Consider the following 16,359-nt stretch of genomic DNA (forward strand, 5'->3'; position numbering starts at 1 on the left):
CCAGGAGGAGCTCGATGAGATCGCAGACTCACTCAATACCAGGCCTAGAGAGACTTTGAACGCCAAGACGCCTCTTGAGTTATACGCGGAGGTTCTCCAGAAGTCAGTGCCCGGATCTCCGACACTCCAATAGTGTTGCGCTTGTAGTTTGAGACCGCCCTACGCAGAAGTCAGATGATGATGCAAAACTGCGATAAAGGCGCCGCCAGAAGGTCGATTTAGTTATAGGAAAACCGGCGACCATGCGACCACCCAAGGGTAAAGACGGCCGATGCCGAGATTCTCCGGCGCAACGAACTCATTCAGCACTCAGATGAATGAGGCAGGGGGATCTCATGCTCTACTTCAAGCCGAGAAGAGTACCGGCGCTGACCCTCCCGCCTCTACCTCGTGGTCCAAAGTGTTGCAGCTATTCTATGAATCTAGGACATAAAGGTTAAGTTGTGAAAGGAATATACGAACGTCGTCATTCTCGCTGGTATGAAATGGCCCTGCTGACATTACCTTTCCAAATTGTGGTCGGGTTAGCTGTTGTTGCTTTACTCCCTGCGCTTGAGAGGTGGGGGTGGGGTTTTTGGTTTTCGCTTAATAGCGTGCGTATAAATACTATTACGGCTATCGTTGTATCCTTTGTAGTTGTTATCGTTACTCAGAGAAGGCTCCTCAGGCACCCCGGTGTACAGATATTAGCGTATGTTGTTCCTACAGTGACAAGTGCATTTTTATTTGCAATTGCAGTTTTGTTTTTTTCTCGAGAGGGGTACTCTCGCCAAGTTCTTTTTTCTGGATATCTTTTGACTTTGGGTTGGTGTTTCGTTGGTTACTTTGTTGGTATTCGCTATCGGAGGATAAAGCTCGCCATTGTCCCCGTCGGTAATGCGGGAGTGCTTCTTGATAACAATACAAGTGCTAGTGAAATAAGAGAGTTAACAAAACCTGATCTCCAAGGGGTTCGCTATGATGGAATTGTCGCTGATTTGAGATCGAACGAGCTAACCCCGGAGTGGGAGCGATTTCTTGCAGAATGTACTCTTAATCATATTCCTGTTTACCACGTTAAGCAAATCAGTGAGTCTGTTACGGGGCGGGTGCAGATTGAGCATCTTGCAGAAAATGAAATTGGATCTTTGCTTCCCTCAATGGCCTATAGCATATTTAAGCGTATATGCGATTTTTTTGCAGTATTGTTAACCTTTCCGATTACATTGCCTATAATGGCCCTAACTGCTATTGCGGTAAAACTGGACAGCCCAGGTCCAGTACTTTTTATACAGAATCGTGTTGGCCAGGGAAATAAAACATATAAGATTTATAAGTTTCGCAGCATGTGTCTTGATTCGGAAAAGGACGGTGCTAGGCTAGCTCAATCAGAGGATATAAGGGTTACGAAAGTAGGTAAGTTTATTAGAAAAACACGACTTGATGAGCTGCCTCAGTTCTTTAATGTTATAAAGGGTGAAATGAGTTTGATAGGTCCCCGACCTGAGCAAAGGGCTTTTGTTGAGAAGTTTGAGGATGAGATTCCATTTTATATATATAGGCATGTTGTGAAGCCTGGTATAACAGGATGGGCACAGGTCGTTCAAGGTTATGCTAGTGATGCGGATGATACACGCATTAAAATACAGCATGATTTTTATTATATTAAAAATTTTTCTCTTTGGCTTGATATTCTCATAGTTTTTAAAACTTTGAAGACGATTTTCACAGGATTTGGTGCGAAATAATTTTAAGAGGTGATGGTATGAGTATTCTCGTGACGGGTGGGGCTGGCTATATCGGTTCTCATATGGTCCTATCGTTGTTAGAGAACGATTTTGACGTAGTGGTTTTAGATAACTTATCTAACTCATCTGTGGAGTCTATTAAGCGAATCTCTGAGATTTCTGGAAGAAAATGTGTTTTTGTCCCGGGTGATATTAGGGATAAAGAACTGGTCAAGAACTTGTTAATTGAGAATGAAGTAAGCGACGTATTGCATTTCGCGGGTTTAAAAGCCGTCGGGGAAAGTGTGGAAAAACCGATCGAGTACTATGAAAACAATGTTGGTGGAACATTATCACTTTGTGAGGCGATGAATCAGGTTGGAGTAAGGCGCCTAGTTTTTAGCTCATCTGCTACTGTGTATGGTGATGCAGAGAGAATGCCAATAGATGAAAGTACTCCTACTGGCAACCCGTCGAATCCATATGGTCGCTCTAAACTTATGGTCGAGGAGGTCCTAAATGATCTGGTAGTTTCTGATTCTAGTTGGTCTATTGCATTACTAAGGTATTTTAATCCAGTAGGTGCTCATGTAAGCGGAAGGATCGGAGAAGATCCGCAAGGTCCTCCAAACAACTTGGTACCTTACATCGCGCAGGTGGCTGTTGGACGGCGCGACTTTCTTTCCGTATACGGAAACGACTATCCAACAATCGATGGAACCGGTGTTCGTGACTATATCCATGTTAGTGACCTTGTGGACGGTCACCTTGCTGCAATGAAAAAAATCAGCGAGTCACCAGGTACCGGTGTTTGGAACTTGGGGACGGGATGCGGAGTATCAGTTCTAGAAATGATCAGAGCATTTGAGCAAACTTCAGGGAAAAAAATTCCTTATCGTTTTGTCGATCGAAGGAAAGGCGACGTGGCCGAATGTTGGGTAAATCCATCTAAAGCTGAATCAGATCTGGGTTGGAAAGCAAAGAATAATATATTTGATATGGTCAGAGATACTTGGAACTGGCAGGTAAAAAATCCTAATGGGTACTCTTAAGATTTCTGTTTTTTTGTCTTGTTGGCAATCGGTTACTTTGGGGGGGAAGTTATGTAAGTTTGTTGATTGGCAGCCTGGCTTGGAATTTGTTATGGTCGACTTTTTAGTGGATCAGGTTTATAGTAAGTCTAATTCTGGTTTTTTAAGTGATAACAGATAAGAAAAGTATATTTTCATTTGGTTTTTCGGTAGGGTATTGTCCGAAATGGATGGCCGGTATCTTTCTGGTGCTGACTTTTTTTTATAGTTCTTTTCGGATATGTCTGCCTGACATAGGGCAGAAATCAGGAACAGCAATAGCCTTGGTTGCTTTGTTCGTCATTTTTTGGACACGGTCGTCACTCAGGAAGAATACTGTTTTTCTGTGCTTGTTGGGGGTGGTCACTGTTCAGTTAGTAAGTTGGATGGCCGGATATTTTCATCACCCAGATTGGTTGCCAGATAATCCTGAACTAGATAGGCTAGGGAAGTGGTTCCTTTTTGTCGGCGTGGCTTTTTGGCTTGGTGGGATGAGGCGAAACACCGAGACCCTTTTGCTGTTCGCTCTACTTGGTTTTTTGGCCGCTTGTTTCTTATTTCAAGGCGCAGCTGATGAGTGGTTGAGAGGGCTGAAGGGGCAGCGAATGGACTTGGGAATACGAAATGCACAACATACATCTATGTTCTTTGGTGTCGCTGTCATTGGCCTTCTATGCTTCTCTAGGCGTTTCTTTTTATCGAATAAATGTCCGTTGGTCATGGGACCCATTTGGATAGTCGTTTTCTGCATTTGTTTGCTTGGTGTTCTGATAACACAAACTCGTGCAGTATGGTTGTCTCTGGTATTCACATTACTGATTTTTATTGCTATTTTTATTGTCGCTGTTTTGACGGGAAGGGCTTCACGGAGCTTAAGAAGGCAAGGAGTAATAGTAGTACTCTGTATGGTGGTCGTGGCTGGCACCGGTGGTTTAGTCTTCAAGGATACGCTCGGTCAACGGATTGCAGCGGAGAAATCGGTTATGGCGAATGCATGGCAAGGTAACTGGGAAGAAGTGCCTTACAGTAGTATCGGCAACCGTCTTCACACTTGGCGGGCAGGAGTAGAATGGATCCTCGAGCGTCCTATTGTTGGGTGGGGAGGGGATGGTAGAGGTTTGGTGATAGACCATACTGTCTGGCTACCTCGGTGGGTCAAAAATGAATACGGCCATCTTCATAGTACTTTGCTGGATTTCTTGGTGAGCTACGGCTTTCTGGGGTTGTCTGTCATTCTTGTTCTTGTTATATGGACTGGGTTAGGAAGCTGGAAGGCCTGGCGTGCTGGCGTTATGCCTACGGAAGTTTTTGCCTTTGGTTGGGCATTTTTTGTCTACTATTTCATTGTTAGCCTATTTGAATCCTATAGCTTCTTCTGGACGGGGTCCTACATCCAAAATGTCGTGATGGGAGTAGTTGTTACCTTTATCTGGCGGTGGCAGCTGGAGTCAGGTAAATCGGTTTTCCCAGGTCGAAAGAAGCTAACTTCTTGATGGTGGGGCGGTCTAAAACTACAAGCGCAACACTATTGGAGTGTCGGAGATCCGGGCACTGACTTCTGGAGAACCTCCGCATATACCTACAGAGGCGTTTTGGCGTTCAACGTCTCTCTAGACTTGGTATTGGTAAGCGTCCGGTGACCCAATCTACCGCTGAGCCCCGAATTCCGAGACGGTAGGTGTCCACCTATTCATTAGTGGACACCTACCATGAGTGAGTTATGTAATGACCCCTTGGCCCTTCGCTCTGATAATGGGCTTGTGTTCAGTAGTCGTCACTACACAGGTACGGTAAAGGCCTGGCGGTCTCAAACTACAAGCGCAACACTATTGGAGTGTCGGAGATCCGGGCACTGACTTCTGGAGAACCTCTGCGTATACCTCCAGAGGCGTCTTGGCGTTCAACGTCTCTCTAGGCCTGGTATTGAGTGAGTCTGCGATCTCATCGAGCTCCTCCTGGGTGTAGGTCGATAGGTCCGTTCCCTTGGGCAGATACTGTCGAAGCAGACCATTGGTATTCTCGTTCGACCCACGTTGCCACGGGCTGTGTGGATCGGCGAAGTAGATGGCTGTCCCGGTACGTTGGGTTATTTCGGCATGCTTGACCATCTCGATCCCTTGGTCGTAGGTCATCGACAGCCGTAGTGAGCGTGGAACACAGTTCAATTTGTCACTAAAGCCGACCATCGCATCCGTTGCGGTCGTACCGTCCATTTTCACCAGGATGACGAAGCGTGTCGTGCGCTCGACCAACGTGCCTATGGCAGAACGGTTGCTGGCTCCCATGATGAGGTCGCCTTCCCAATGCCCGGGCATCAACCGATCTTCGATCTCAGGCGGCCGGAGATGAATACTGACCAAGTCAGGAATTTGGCGGCGACGATCCTTGCCACGACTGCGCGGACGCCGCTTTCCCTTCCCCTGCCGAAGGCAAGCAATGAGCTCTTTTTTCAGCGAGCCTCGGGGCATCACATAGAGCGCGTTGTAGATGGCCTCGTGAGAGATCTGACGTGTAGGGTCATTTGGATACATGCGTTTAGTGTGATGGCTATCTGCCTAGGAGACCAGTACTTGCGTAACAGGTAGGTCACCAGATCGAAGGGAGGCGTACCAAGGCGCAACTTCGATTGTCGTCGTGCTCGATGTCGCGTCAGCGTGGCCCTGAAACCCGCCAGACTGGCGTCATAGCCAGCATGAGAAGGTACCGCATGCCGAGCCAGTTCCCGAGAAATCGTGCTGGCAGCTCTCCCAAGGTACTTGGCGATGGAGCGTATCGAGTGTCCTTCACGCATCAGCATGATGGTGGCACGTTCTTCAGCAGTAAGGTGGTGGTTGCAATGAGTCATAGCGATAGCGTACCTGATCGATCAGGTGTTGCACTTGCTCATTGAGACCGCCCCTATGGCCTGACCCAAGAGTTCACGACGCCATATACACCGGAACAGAACGGGCTCGTAGAGCGCTTCTTCCGCTCCTTGAAGGAGGAGTGCATCTGGCTCCATCGCTTTGAATCGTTGGGCCAGGCCAGGGCCGTCATCAGTCGCTGGATCAGGTACTACAACGAAGAGCGGAGTTATCGTCAAATCTGGTGGATGGCGGTTAGGCCGCATTCCTGTCTGATTGATCGGCTACCTGCTCCCCGTCCTGGAACTTGACGTTGCTGACGACCAGCTCCAACTTCTGGAAGTGCTTGATCCGCCTCCAGCGTTTCTGGGCGGTCTGGAGCAGTTTGAAGACCATCGCCAGGGTCGTATCCCGGGAGCCGCAGTTCCGGCTGCGCTTCGTCCTTAGACGGACCGTGGCGAAGGTCGACTCGATCGGGTTGGTAGTGCGGATGTGCACCCAGTGCTCTGCCGGAAAGTCGTAGAACGCCAGCAGTTCATCCCGATCCTTGGCCAGGCATTCCATCGCCTGGGGATACTTGGCGCCAAAGCGCTTCAGCGTGCGGTCGAAGGCCTGATGGGCTGCCTCGCGCGTCTCAGCCATCCAGATCTCGTGAAGGTCGGCCTTGACCTTGGGCTGCACCGACTTGGGCAGCTTGTTCAGCACATTGGCGGTCTTGTGAACCCAGCAACGCTGGTGCGCCGTGGCTGGATATATCTTGCTCAGTGCCTTCCAGAAGCCCAGCGCACCGTCGCCGATCGCCAGCTTGGGGGATTCCGTCAGGCCACGCTCTTGTAGGCCCGTGAGCAGCTCTTTCCAGCTGGCTTCCGACTCGCGATGGCCATCCTCGACGGCAACCAGTTCCTTGCGGCCATGTGCCGTGACGCCAACGATCACCTGCAAACACAGGCGGTCATCCAGACGCACGTTGCTGTAGACGCCATCGGCCCACCAGTAGACGTAGCGGCGGTCCGCCAGGTCCCGCTGACACCAGGCCTTGTGTTCGTCGAGCCACTGGGCCTTCAATCGCGAGACCGTATTGGCCGACAGGCCCTTCGCCTGGTCACCCAGCAGAGCCGACAGAGCCTCCTGATAATCGCCGGTGGAGATGCCCTTGAGATAGAGCCAGGGAATCAGCTCCTCGACGCTGCGGGCCCGCTTCAGGTAAGGCGGCAACAGGGTGCTGTTGAAGCAGGCCTTGCCGCCACTCCGGTCCCGCACCTTGGGCACCTTGACGGTGACGTCACCGATGCCGGTCTGCACGGTGCGCTCCGGCAAATAGCCATTGCGCACCACAGCTTGCCGACCGTCCTCCAGGGTCGTGTTGGCATACTGGGCCAGGAAGGTAGCCAGCTCGGCCTCTACGGCCTTGGCGATCAGGTCTCGGGCCCCTTGGCGCAGCAACTCGTGCAACGGGTCGGCGACCTCGGGTTCTGGCTGCGATAGGGCTCGGAGGGTAGAATCGGTCATGGCGTATCCACTCGTGTTGATTGAGATCTTGGTCGTGATCAATCAACAGGATACGCCACCCTTCCGACCTCCTCCCGTACACCAGAAATCACCATAGCTCCAATGAGTCATAGCGATAACGTACCTGATCGGTCAGGTGTTGCACTTGCTCATTGAGGCCGCCTGGTTCAGGTCGGCGAGCTTTGGTCTATTTTCTGTAGCACGAAATTTTCGTGAGTCTTTATATGAGTCTGGAAGTAGTCGTGACCGCTGTAGTCACTCCAGTCTGCGGAGGGGATTCCGCTCAGTAACCTCTTAAGCTTTCGTTTCAGTTGTCGCTCAAGCCCTGGCGTGCCTCCAAGATCGTGCATGGAGTGCAGTGCCAGGGCTTTTTGTTTCTGGACTCCGGTGCTTAGTGGAAAGCTGGCGATCCTGTCGTTTCGAGGTGATTGTTTGGTGACATAAGTTGGCCATACGCCTGCACCGGCGTGAGCGGGCCCTCTGGGGAAGCCGCGGGTGCTCTTCAGATGGTTGGCGTAGAGCAACAGGTGGACAGGGACATGTCCGCTGTGCTCGATAGCGGCCTGCAGGTGCCGAGTACTGGCGATATGGTCGGCGTGGGGGTCGATGTCCGGGTGGGGCGTGATAATCGTTTTCGGCTTGATACTGGCCAGGAGCGCTGCGAGATCGCTCTGAAGATTTTGGCCAGTGTTACGCGACTGTCCGTCAGTGGGTAGAGACAACTTGTTCCAAATACGATAAGCATCTGGCTTGAGCATCGGTGCTGAGTAAGAGGGCACGACGGTGTCTGGCTTTTCATACAGATCTGCAAGGGTGTCGTTGAAGTAGCCTAGCATGACGAGTTGCTCTACCGGCACACCGGCGAGCAGCGGGGTGGTGGCGCTATTCCAGGCACGAATAAAGCCTTTGCGTTGTGAGGCTTCTGCGAGTGAATCGTCGAGCCCTGGCCAATATTGCTTGTCGAGGCGCTTAAGGCGCTCGCCCGCGGTGAGGGTGACGATCCAGGTATTCTTGGGGTGCTGGCTGTAGACACCAAAGGCAGCGAGTTCGGCGTCATCAGGGTGGGGCGCGATGATAAGGATCGGTCCGCTCGCCAGGTCCGGATTGCGAAAACCTAAAAGGGTGGCATCGCGCTCTAGCGTCAGATGTTTCAGCGTTAACTGGAGTTGGTCGAGTGACACCATGCCTGTGAGGTTGATTAGGCGTTTGCCGGTCTCGTTGGGCTCGAGATACTGGGTAAACAGTTCTGTAACTTGGCTGTTGCTTCGGTCCAAGATGGTAACTGCCGGCAACTTCCAGCGTGACGTCGCCCGGTAGCGTACCTCCAGCATCCAGGTGTTGGGTTGAACGTCGCCCGGGTTTAGTGAGGCAATGGTGGGGTCAGCCAACTGAATATTGCCATTGTCGTCGATGGTGGCCTTGCATTCCCAGTCGGGTGCAAGGGGGAGGTGGTGGTCACGCAGGGTGGGCATAGAGGCGTTCCGAAGGGGCTTCTGTCAGTGCCATAAGTTGCGCGATAACGCTTCGCGGTTCAAATACTTTGATCATGTTCTCATCGATGACGACTGGGTCTTGAACGGCTTCCAGAATCTTTTCGGCAAGTCCAGTATCGCTGGGCTCGGCCAGCAGTCTAGCCTGTGTGCCGGTCAACACTTCGCTGATGCCGCCTGGTACCTTGCAGGCGACGCACTGGGTGCCGAGGGCCAGGGCTTCGACCAATACGATGCCAAGTCCCTCGAAGTCGGAGCTGAGCACCAAGGCGGTTGCGTCTCTCATCCAAGGGTAGGGGTTGTCCCGTTGGCCCAAGAAGTGGACTCGGGCGGCAAGGCCGAGTTCCAGGGTCATTTCTTCAAGGTGGCGACGCTCGGAGCCATCGCCGATGATCACCAGATCGTGGTCGAGGCCTTGATTCACCGCCTGGTGGTAGGCCTTGAGCAGCCGCTGCTGGTTCTTCACTGGAACGAGTCGTGCAACATGTACCAGGTAGGGGCAGGAGATGGCCGGTTCTGCCGATTCTGTTGCCTTGCGGCGTATGTCTTCGATCGGTACCGCGTTGTAGAGAAGCTCGCTTCTGGTCACCTCGACGCCTTGGCGATCCAGATAATCGCCGACCTCCTGCTGCACGCCTCTGGAGACGTGAAGTAGTTGCTTGCCTTGGTACAAGGTTCTCGTTAGCCAGCGGCCTTTGGCGGTGTTTGGAAATCGCCCTGTCACGGCCTCGACGACGCGCCATGTGCGTTCGTCATCGAACGCCCAAAGGTTTTCGAAGGCGCCTTGGCCTCGAATCAGGATCAGGTCGAAACGACCATGTTGAGCTTCCAGCGCTGCCACATAGTCTTTGAAGGCGATCGAACAGCGCCTGCCGCGCCAGACGAATCCCGACTGCTTGATAAGGGGAGACAACAGCGTCTTGTCGGCAAGATGAATGAAGCGACCTAGGCCCTGGCGACTCTCGCGGTCTACGTCGTATTGGTGGAGCCGGCAGGTTTCTCTATCGGCTGACGAGACTTCCCCCTTGAGGACCAGCAGATGGGCCTCGTGGCCGGCGCTTTGCAGCGCCTTTGCAAGGGTTCTTGTGGCCTGCTCTATCCCGCCCATGCCCATTCTTCTTAGCACGAGCAATACGCGCTTTTTGTCCTTCATGCTCCCGGTCCCAGCTTTTTCTTTGATTTTTCGTTAGTTTAGCAGGTGATTGGTCGGTGCGAATGGCCGAAATAGCGCAGTTTATGATCCAGCATAGTCGGCCCAGTGGAGATCGGGCGCCCATGGAGTAAAGGGTAGAGGTGGAGAGGAAGCATCGCCGTTGATGTTTCGAGAGGGGGTGGCTCGAACCTGCATAGCATTATGTGGTCTCATTGTTCACTTTTGCGATCGCAGGACACAAGGGCGCCTATCATGAGAACGCTGGTGGTGGTGAGATCCCTCAAGATGGGCGGGATGGAGCGGGTGGCGGTCAATCTTGCAGATGCCTTCCATGAAGCAGGCTATGAAAGCCATCTGGTGCATTTTCGTAAGGTGAAACGGCCCCTGAGGCCAGAGCATTCCGGGGTCAAGGTGCATCACTTGCCACTGCAGCAGCGTAATCGATTGACGCTGGTCGGCTATGGTCTCGAGGTGTTGGCCCGCTTGTTACTTAACCCGCTGATGGGCAGGGCGCTTTTTTTGGGGCTTGGGGTGATGGGCGGCGTCGTGTTCCGGCACTGGTTGAAGCGCTTCGAGCAAGAGCACGGAAGAGTAGACCGCATCGTGTTTCGGGGCATCGGCACCTTCGAGCTGGTCTGGAGCTTTCGCGACAGGCGGGCCCGCTACGTGCTCGAAAATATCTTCCACTTCAATGGCGCCAGCCGTCGCAAAGCCTTGTTTGCGCGCTGCCTCTATCATCGTCGGGATCTGGTGGCAGTGTCTCAGGGGGTGGCAGACAGCTTGCGCAAGGCGCAGACACTCTGGAAGTTTCGCCCTCGCTCTCTCACGGTGATTCCCAACCCTTGCCCGCTGCGCTCGATCCGTGAGGCGATGCTCGAAGCCAATGATGCGATACCATCCGAGCCATACCTTTTGAACGTGGCGCGTCTGGTGCCGGCCAAAGGGCACGACCTGCTGCTGCGTGCCTATGCGCGATCCGGTACGAGCCTGCCGCTGGTGCTGGTAGGGGATGGTCAGGAACGAGATAGCCTGGTGGCCTTGGCGAACGAATTAGACATCGCTGACAAGGTCATCTTCGCTGGAAATCAATACAATCCATACCCCTGGATGCGTCACGCTCGGCTGTTTGTGCTGAGCTCGCGTTTTGAAGGCATGGGTATTGTGCTGTTCGAAGCGCTGGCCTGTGGGACGGCGGTATTGTCGGTGGACTGCCCGGGGGGCGTGCGAGAGATTCTCAAGGGTGAGCTCGAGACCAGCCTGGTCGAGCGTAGCGAGGAAGCTCTCGCCGATGGAATCACCGCTGCGCTCGAAGGGCCCAAGCCTGAAGTACGGGAGCAGTGGCTTGACGACTTCAGGCCGGAGCGGGTGGCACAGGCCTTCGTTGCGCGCTGAAGATAGCAGTTAAGACTTTTTTTAATTTTGGCAGTGGATATGGTAACTGCCAGACAATGTCGTAAGGACGAATAGAATGAAGGTATTGGTCAGCGGTGGAGCCGGCTATATCGGGACCCACACCCTGGTCGAGCTGATCTCCGCCGGGCATGAGGTCGTTGTCTACGATAACTTCTGCAACAGCTCACCCAGGGCGATCACCAGGGTCGAAGAACTGGTCGGGCAGAAGGTGCCGGTGGTGCGCGGTGATATTCGTGATCGCGCCTGTCTGGACAGGGCCTTTGCCAAGCACTCGGTGGAAGCGGTGATCCATTTTGCGGGCCTGAAGGCCGTCGGCGAAAGCTATCGGCAGCCGCTTTCCTACTACGACAATAACGTCATCGGCACCCAGCGCTTGCTCGAGGCCATGGAGGAGGCTGGGGTCAGATCGATCGTGTTCAGTTCTTCCGCCACGGTCTACGGTGAGGACGCTCCGGTGCCTTACGTCGAAGCCATGGGACGAGGCAGACCTTCCAACCCTTATGGCGCGACCAAGGCCGTGGTGGAGCAGATGATCGAGGATCTGGCCCGGGCCGACAGTCGCTGGTCTGCGTCCTTGCTTCGCTACTTCAATCCCATCGGCGCGCATCCCTCCGGGCGCATCGGCGAGGATCCCCAGGGAATCCCCAACAACTTGCTGCCGTTTATCTCCCAGGTGGCGGTGGGGCGTCTGCCGGAGCTGTCCATCTTCGGGGATGATTATCCAACCCGGGACGGCACCTGCGAGCGCGACTATCTGCACGTGGTGGATCTGGCCGTGGGCCACGTCAAGGCACTGGAGGCAAAGAAGGGGATGACGTCGTCGGGTGTCGCAACCTATAACCTGGGCACCGGCAGGGGCACGACGGTTCTTGAAATGGTCCGTTCCTTCGTGCAGGTGACGGGGCAGCGGGTACCGTATCGCATCGTTTCGCGTCGTGAAGGCGATCTGCCTGCCTTCTGGGCAGACGCCTCGAAGGCAAGATTGGAGCTTGGCTGGAGCGCCGAAAAAACGCTGGAAGACATGATGCGGGATAGCTGGCGTTGGCAGTCGGCCAACCCTGAGGGATATGGAGGCTAGTTGTGACCTCTAGTTTGGCTGGCGTGGCTCATGGCTGCGACTCCCGTCTAATACTGTAAAAACTGCGCTAGAACGCTTGTTTTGTGTTTAAGCACATCAGTCACGCGCGGTAGGGCCAAATATCTGTTCTGGTGAACGCAAGAAGCCGCTGATGATAGGGAGCTCCTTTCTTGATCGGATGCTTCCTGCATGTCTTCTGGCAGCGTATTACGCGTTCTTTTTATCGTGGATCACCTGGACTCAGGCGGAGCGCCTGTAGTGGTCAGGGATCTGATCGCTGGCATGGTCAATGCCGGTGCAGAGGTCACCCTGCTGATCCTGAGTGACCGCCAGAGTCATCGTCTGCCTGCTGAGGTGCACCTGGTGACCATGCCCTATGTGGTCAAAGGGAACCTCAGCAAATGGATGCGCTATCGGGCCCACGCGAAGAAGCTGGATCGCTGGTTGAAGGAACAAGAGCACGCCTTCGATCTGGTTTATGCGCACCTGCACCATGCTCATCAGGTGGTATCCCGCTCGCGGCTCAGGGACGTCGCCTGGTATTGCCTGCATGCGGACCCGGTGATTGGCTTTCTCGGTAACAAACATGGCTTCTCGCGGTTATTGAAGAAGCGCAAGGTGCGCGCCTTGTACCAGGGCCGCAAGCTGGTCACCGTATCTCAGGCGATGCTGGATCGATTGTGTCTGCACTTTGGGGTGACGCCGTCTTGTGGCGTGGCCATCCATAATCCGGTCGCCATCGACAATATTCGTCGCTTGGCGGGCTGTGCCGTCGATGACGTGCCTGACGACTACCTCATCTATGTCGGGCGAATGGATATTCGCCAGAAGCGGCTGGACCGGCTGCTCGACGCCTACCTGGCCAGTGGCACCGCCTTGCCATTGATCATGGTAGGTGGAGGGGCGGGGCTCGACGAGGTCAGGTCGATGGTAAAAAAGCGCCAGTTGGAGGGGCGAGTCCTGACCCTGGGGCTCCGGGAAAATCCCTATCCGTATATCGATCGGGCGCGTGCGCTTCTCCTGAGTTCCGACTATGAGGGGTTTCCGCTTGTTCTGCTCGAAGCTTTGGCCTGCCAGACCCCTGTTATCAGCGTCGATTGTCCCACCGGCCCGGCAGAGATACTGACAGGTGATTTGACGCCTTGGCTCGTGCCCCTCGACAGCATCGAGTCATTTGCGGCCTGTATCGCCCGCCTGGTGAAGGACACGCCGCAGATTGATGCCACTCAGTGCGAGCACTATCGGCTGGAGAACGTCGTCGAGCGTTACCTGGCGCTTAGCGACGACCATAGAGGTGCAGCTGATTTGCCCCCCTGACGCGGCACATCTTGTTATACTCCGCCGCGAATTTTTCTTCAGGTGGTGGCAAGGCTGTGGAGCAATACGGTGTCAGCGTCGTTATTCCTTCGTACAACCGTCGCGATGCGGTCGTACGTGCCCTGGACTCCGTGCTGAGCCAGGATTACCCGAATCTCGAGTGTATCGTGGTCGACGACGCCTCGACCGATGGCTCTGGCGAGATGCTGCGCGGCCTGGCCGGTGAGCGGGAAGGGCTGCGCGTTATCGAGCTTGAGCAGAATGCCGGTCAGGGCGCTGCCCGCAATGTGGGGGCGCGAGCTGCGCGGGGACGGTGGGTCTGTTTTCTTGATTCCGACGACGAGCTTCTGCCGGGCTCCATCGAGAGCCGGGTCTCGGTGTTTATTGAAGACCCTGAATTTGATGGCATCGCCTTTGGTGGCAACATCGTTGCGGGCAAGTCCGAGGTGCTGTTTCCCGGCACCGTCGAGAAGGGCGTAGACATCTCGCTTCACGACTATCTGAAGGACCGTGGCTGGCTTCACACCAACGCATTCATGATCTCGCGCGAGCGGTTTTTTGCGTTGGACGGGTTCCGCGAAGACCTGCGACAGAAACAGGACGTGGAGTTCTTTATCCGGGCACTGTGTCGCGTCAACGCCAGATACTGTGGCCAGGCCTGTTCGAGGATGCACGACCTCGGTGACGTGCGTGCCCGCAATCACCATGAACGTATCGCCCGCCAGGGCTATCACTTTATCGACGCCGTGCGCACCAACACCGAGGTGCAGGAGCGCGTGGAACCTGACCTGCTCAAGGACTTGGTCAGTCGAGGCGTATCCACCTACCTCAGTGCCCTGTACCGCACAGGTCAGTATTCTCAGTTCCGCGAGGTGTTGCGACGCAGCGTCCGTCAGGGAGAGCTTTCGCCGAGTTCGCGTTGGCTGAAACGCTACCTGCTGTCCTGGCTGAGATCCCCGTCGAACTGATCCAGGTAGTGGTGGAGTCGGTTGGAGACTTCCTTGAGGTTGTCGTGGCCACGCAGCTTGTTGGGTGTCAGCGAGTCTTCCAGCAGGCGCCATCGCTTGGCCGTCTGGCGTGGCAGGGGCCTGACGTGGGCGTCGACCCAGGTAAAGTCACCCTGCTCATCGATCAGCAGGTTGTTGAAGTGAAGGTCCCGGTGGACAAAGCCTGCCCGGGCCAGTTGGGCCACCTCTTTGCTGAACTTGTCGAGAAAGCTTTTCTGCTGAGGGCGGGGGAGTTGATCAAACACATCGCCCGCCGTTGTTGCACCGCTGACCCGTTCCATCAACAGAAGTGAGGCGTTTCTGTTGAGCGGATTAAGGCTCAACCCCCAGCCGTGGAACCGTGGTGTGCGCAGTCCCGCCTGCTTGAGGATGCGCATGCTGAGGTATTCCTTGCGCGCATCCGACTGGCCCAGCCAGCGTTTTTCGAGGTAGTCGCGCGTCAACCACTTGAAGGGCTCAAGCGTCTTCGAGAACTTGTCCGGCACCACCTTGGCCAGAATTCTGCCGTCCTGGGAGACAAAAAAGTGGCTGGAGCCCACCGCCTCGAAGGCGGCGGTTGTCGTGGTCTGAGACAGCGCAAGACGCTCCGGCAGGTCCCGGGTGTGGAACATCAGGTAGCGCCGGCGCCGGTCGTTGAAGGGAATATCCAGAAGCTGCATGGTTCAGGCTGAACCTGACTGCAGGGCTTCGAACTTCGGCAGCACGTTTTGTGTGAGAAACTGCTGATAGTGGCGCGGTTCGATGGTGACGGGCGCCTCGGCCATGCGCGCCAGGGCGCTGGCAAGCCCTGCCTCGTCATCGCGTGCCACCAGAAAGTCTTCGAGTTCCTGGGTCAGGATCTCCTTCGGGCCACTCGGGCAGTCGACACTGATCACTGGTGTGTGCAGCAGCAGCGCCTCGATCAGCACCCGTGGCAGGCCTTCGGCGTCCGAGGTCAGTACCATGGCAAGGGCGTTTAGTATGTAGGGGTAGGGGTTGGCGGTATAGCCAAGCCAGTGGATGTGATCATCGAGCCCCAGCTCGCCGATCATGGCCTTCAGTCGTTGTTCATTTTCTGGCTTGCCCTTGCCCAGCAGCACCAGGGGCACATCGAGGCCATGCTCGTCCCGGGCCTGGCGATAGGCCCGCAGCAGGCGGTCCTGGCGTTTGCGCGGCTCGATGGCGGCGACCGACAACAGGTAGCGGCCTTTTTCGACCCCTGGTGGCAGGTTAAGGGGCTCATCTGCCATTGCGACAAAGGGCTCCCGCTCGTAGGGGTTGTAGATCGGGATGATCGTCTCGGCTTCAAGTCCCACCACCTGCTCGAGGTTTTCCTTGACGCCCTTGGACACTGCGATCACCTTGCGCCCGCCGTAGAAGCGGCGCACCTTGGCAAAGGCCTTTTCCCGGGCGGCCGGGTCGCTGAACTTGGCGCTGACGTCGGACTTGATCCAGAAGTAGAGGTTGGGCCAGTCCAGGTGGCGGGTGATCTTGTCGCAGGAGCAGGAGATCACCACCTCTGGCCGCCAGGTTTCAAGGGCCTTCTGGACCTTGCGGGCCTGCCACTTTTCGGTCAATACCGTGGAAGTCGCCTTGGTCAGGCGCGTGACCACCGCCAGGTTCTCGATATCGAGGCCGTCCGGCAGGCGGTGCTCCACCTTGTCGCGCAGGGTGAAGACCTTGACGGCGTGACCACGCTGGCGCAACTGGTCCGCCGTGTACAAAAGCGACTTCTGGGCGCCGCCTCCGTAGAGGTCTTCGATAACAAAGGCGATTCGCTGATGGTTCACGGCG

At 55.0% G+C, this 16,359-nt stretch carries 13 protein-coding genes and 2 pseudogenes; 9 read left to right on the forward strand and 6 right to left on the reverse strand.

Annotation, left to right across the window (positions count from 1 at the left end; translation table 11 throughout):
- The 4 genes and pseudogenes from C6W88_RS21945 to C6W88_RS20645 form a co-directional block, all read left to right on the forward strand.
- A pseudogene (locus tag C6W88_RS21945) lies at positions 1–133 on the forward strand (IS30 family transposase); the annotation flags it as partial.
- Between the two features lie 310 nt (positions 134–443).
- On the forward strand, positions 444–1,727 hold the full coding sequence (locus C6W88_RS20635) for a sugar transferase (protein ID WP_231498736.1): 1,284 nt from the start codon (positions 444–446) through the stop codon (positions 1,725–1,727).
- 17 nt (positions 1,728–1,744) lie between these two features.
- Positions 1,745–2,758 carry a UDP-glucose 4-epimerase GalE gene (gene galE / locus C6W88_RS20640; RefSeq protein ID WP_108133847.1) on the forward strand — a complete coding sequence of 338 codons (1,014 nt, stop codon included), beginning with the start codon at positions 1,745–1,747 and terminating at the stop codon, positions 2,756–2,758.
- A 146-nt stretch (positions 2,759–2,904) separates the two neighbouring features.
- Positions 2,905–4,269 carry an O-antigen ligase family protein gene (locus tag C6W88_RS20645; RefSeq protein WP_146164693.1) on the forward strand — a complete coding sequence of 455 codons (1,365 nt, stop codon included), beginning with the start codon at positions 2,905–2,907 and terminating at the stop codon, positions 4,267–4,269.
- Positions 4,270–4,602: 333 nt separating this feature from the next.
- On the opposite strand, the pseudogene C6W88_RS20650 reads toward C6W88_RS20645, so the two are convergent.
- Positions 4,603–5,621 (reverse strand): annotated as a pseudogene (locus tag C6W88_RS20650) (IS30 family transposase).
- A 60-nt stretch (positions 5,622–5,681) separates the two neighbouring features.
- Here C6W88_RS20650 and C6W88_RS20655 point away from each other — a divergent pair.
- Positions 5,682–5,930, forward strand: a complete 249-nt coding sequence (locus C6W88_RS20655) for an integrase core domain-containing protein (protein WP_108133849.1) — start codon at positions 5,682–5,684, stop codon at positions 5,928–5,930.
- On the opposite strand, the gene C6W88_RS20660 is transcribed toward C6W88_RS20655, so the two are convergent.
- The 3 genes from C6W88_RS20660 to C6W88_RS20670 form a co-directional block, all read right to left on the reverse strand.
- Entirely contained in the window at positions 5,875–7,128 is a 1,254-nt protein-coding gene (locus C6W88_RS20660) for an IS256 family transposase (protein ID WP_108133850.1), read from the reverse strand. The genes C6W88_RS20655 and C6W88_RS20660 overlap by 56 nt on opposite strands.
- A gap of 167 nt (positions 7,129–7,295) precedes the next feature.
- Positions 7,296–8,600, reverse strand: coding sequence for a PIG-L deacetylase family protein (locus tag C6W88_RS20665; RefSeq protein ID WP_108133851.1), 1,305 nt, complete (start codon positions 8,598–8,600; stop codon positions 7,296–7,298).
- On the reverse strand, positions 8,584–9,771 hold the full coding sequence (locus C6W88_RS20670; RefSeq protein ID WP_108133852.1) for a glycosyltransferase: 1,188 nt from the start codon (positions 9,769–9,771) through the stop codon (positions 8,584–8,586). The genes C6W88_RS20665 and C6W88_RS20670 overlap by 17 nt, the downstream gene beginning before the upstream one ends.
- A 252-nt stretch (positions 9,772–10,023) precedes the next feature.
- Between C6W88_RS20670 and C6W88_RS20675 the strand changes: the two genes are divergently transcribed.
- From C6W88_RS20675 to C6W88_RS20690, 4 genes are all read left to right on the forward strand, one after another.
- Positions 10,024–11,163 carry a glycosyltransferase gene (locus tag C6W88_RS20675; RefSeq protein ID WP_181248701.1) on the forward strand — a complete coding sequence of 380 codons (1,140 nt, stop codon included), beginning with the start codon at positions 10,024–10,026 and terminating at the stop codon, positions 11,161–11,163.
- A 76-nt stretch (positions 11,164–11,239) separates the two neighbouring features.
- The gene (gene galE, locus C6W88_RS20680; RefSeq protein ID WP_108133853.1) at positions 11,240–12,262 is read left to right on the forward strand and encodes a UDP-glucose 4-epimerase GalE; all 1,023 of its coding nucleotides are present in this window, start codon (positions 11,240–11,242) and stop codon (positions 12,260–12,262) included.
- 189 nt (positions 12,263–12,451) lie between these two features.
- Positions 12,452–13,579, forward strand: coding sequence for a glycosyltransferase (locus tag C6W88_RS20685; RefSeq protein ID WP_108133854.1), 1,128 nt, complete (start codon positions 12,452–12,454; stop codon positions 13,577–13,579).
- Positions 13,580–13,635: 56 nt separating this feature from the next.
- Entirely contained in the window at positions 13,636–14,547 is a 912-nt protein-coding gene (locus tag C6W88_RS20690) for a glycosyltransferase family 2 protein (RefSeq protein WP_181248702.1), read from the forward strand.
- Here C6W88_RS20690 and C6W88_RS20695 read toward each other — a convergent pair.
- Both C6W88_RS20695 and C6W88_RS20700 read right to left on the reverse strand, forming a co-directional pair.
- Complete coding sequence (locus C6W88_RS20695; protein WP_108133856.1) at positions 14,511–15,245, reverse strand: lipopolysaccharide kinase InaA family protein; 735 nt, start codon at positions 15,243–15,245, stop codon at positions 14,511–14,513. The genes C6W88_RS20690 and C6W88_RS20695 overlap by 37 nt on opposite strands.
- A gap of 3 nt (positions 15,246–15,248) precedes the next feature.
- On the reverse strand, positions 15,249–16,355 hold the full coding sequence (locus C6W88_RS20700; RefSeq protein ID WP_108133857.1) for a glycosyltransferase: 1,107 nt from the start codon (positions 16,353–16,355) through the stop codon (positions 15,249–15,251).
- Positions 16,356–16,359: the final 4 nt, after the last annotated feature.

The organism is Halomonas litopenaei (genome assembly GCF_003045775.1).
GTDB lineage: Bacteria > Pseudomonadota > Gammaproteobacteria > Pseudomonadales > Halomonadaceae > Halomonas > Halomonas litopenaei.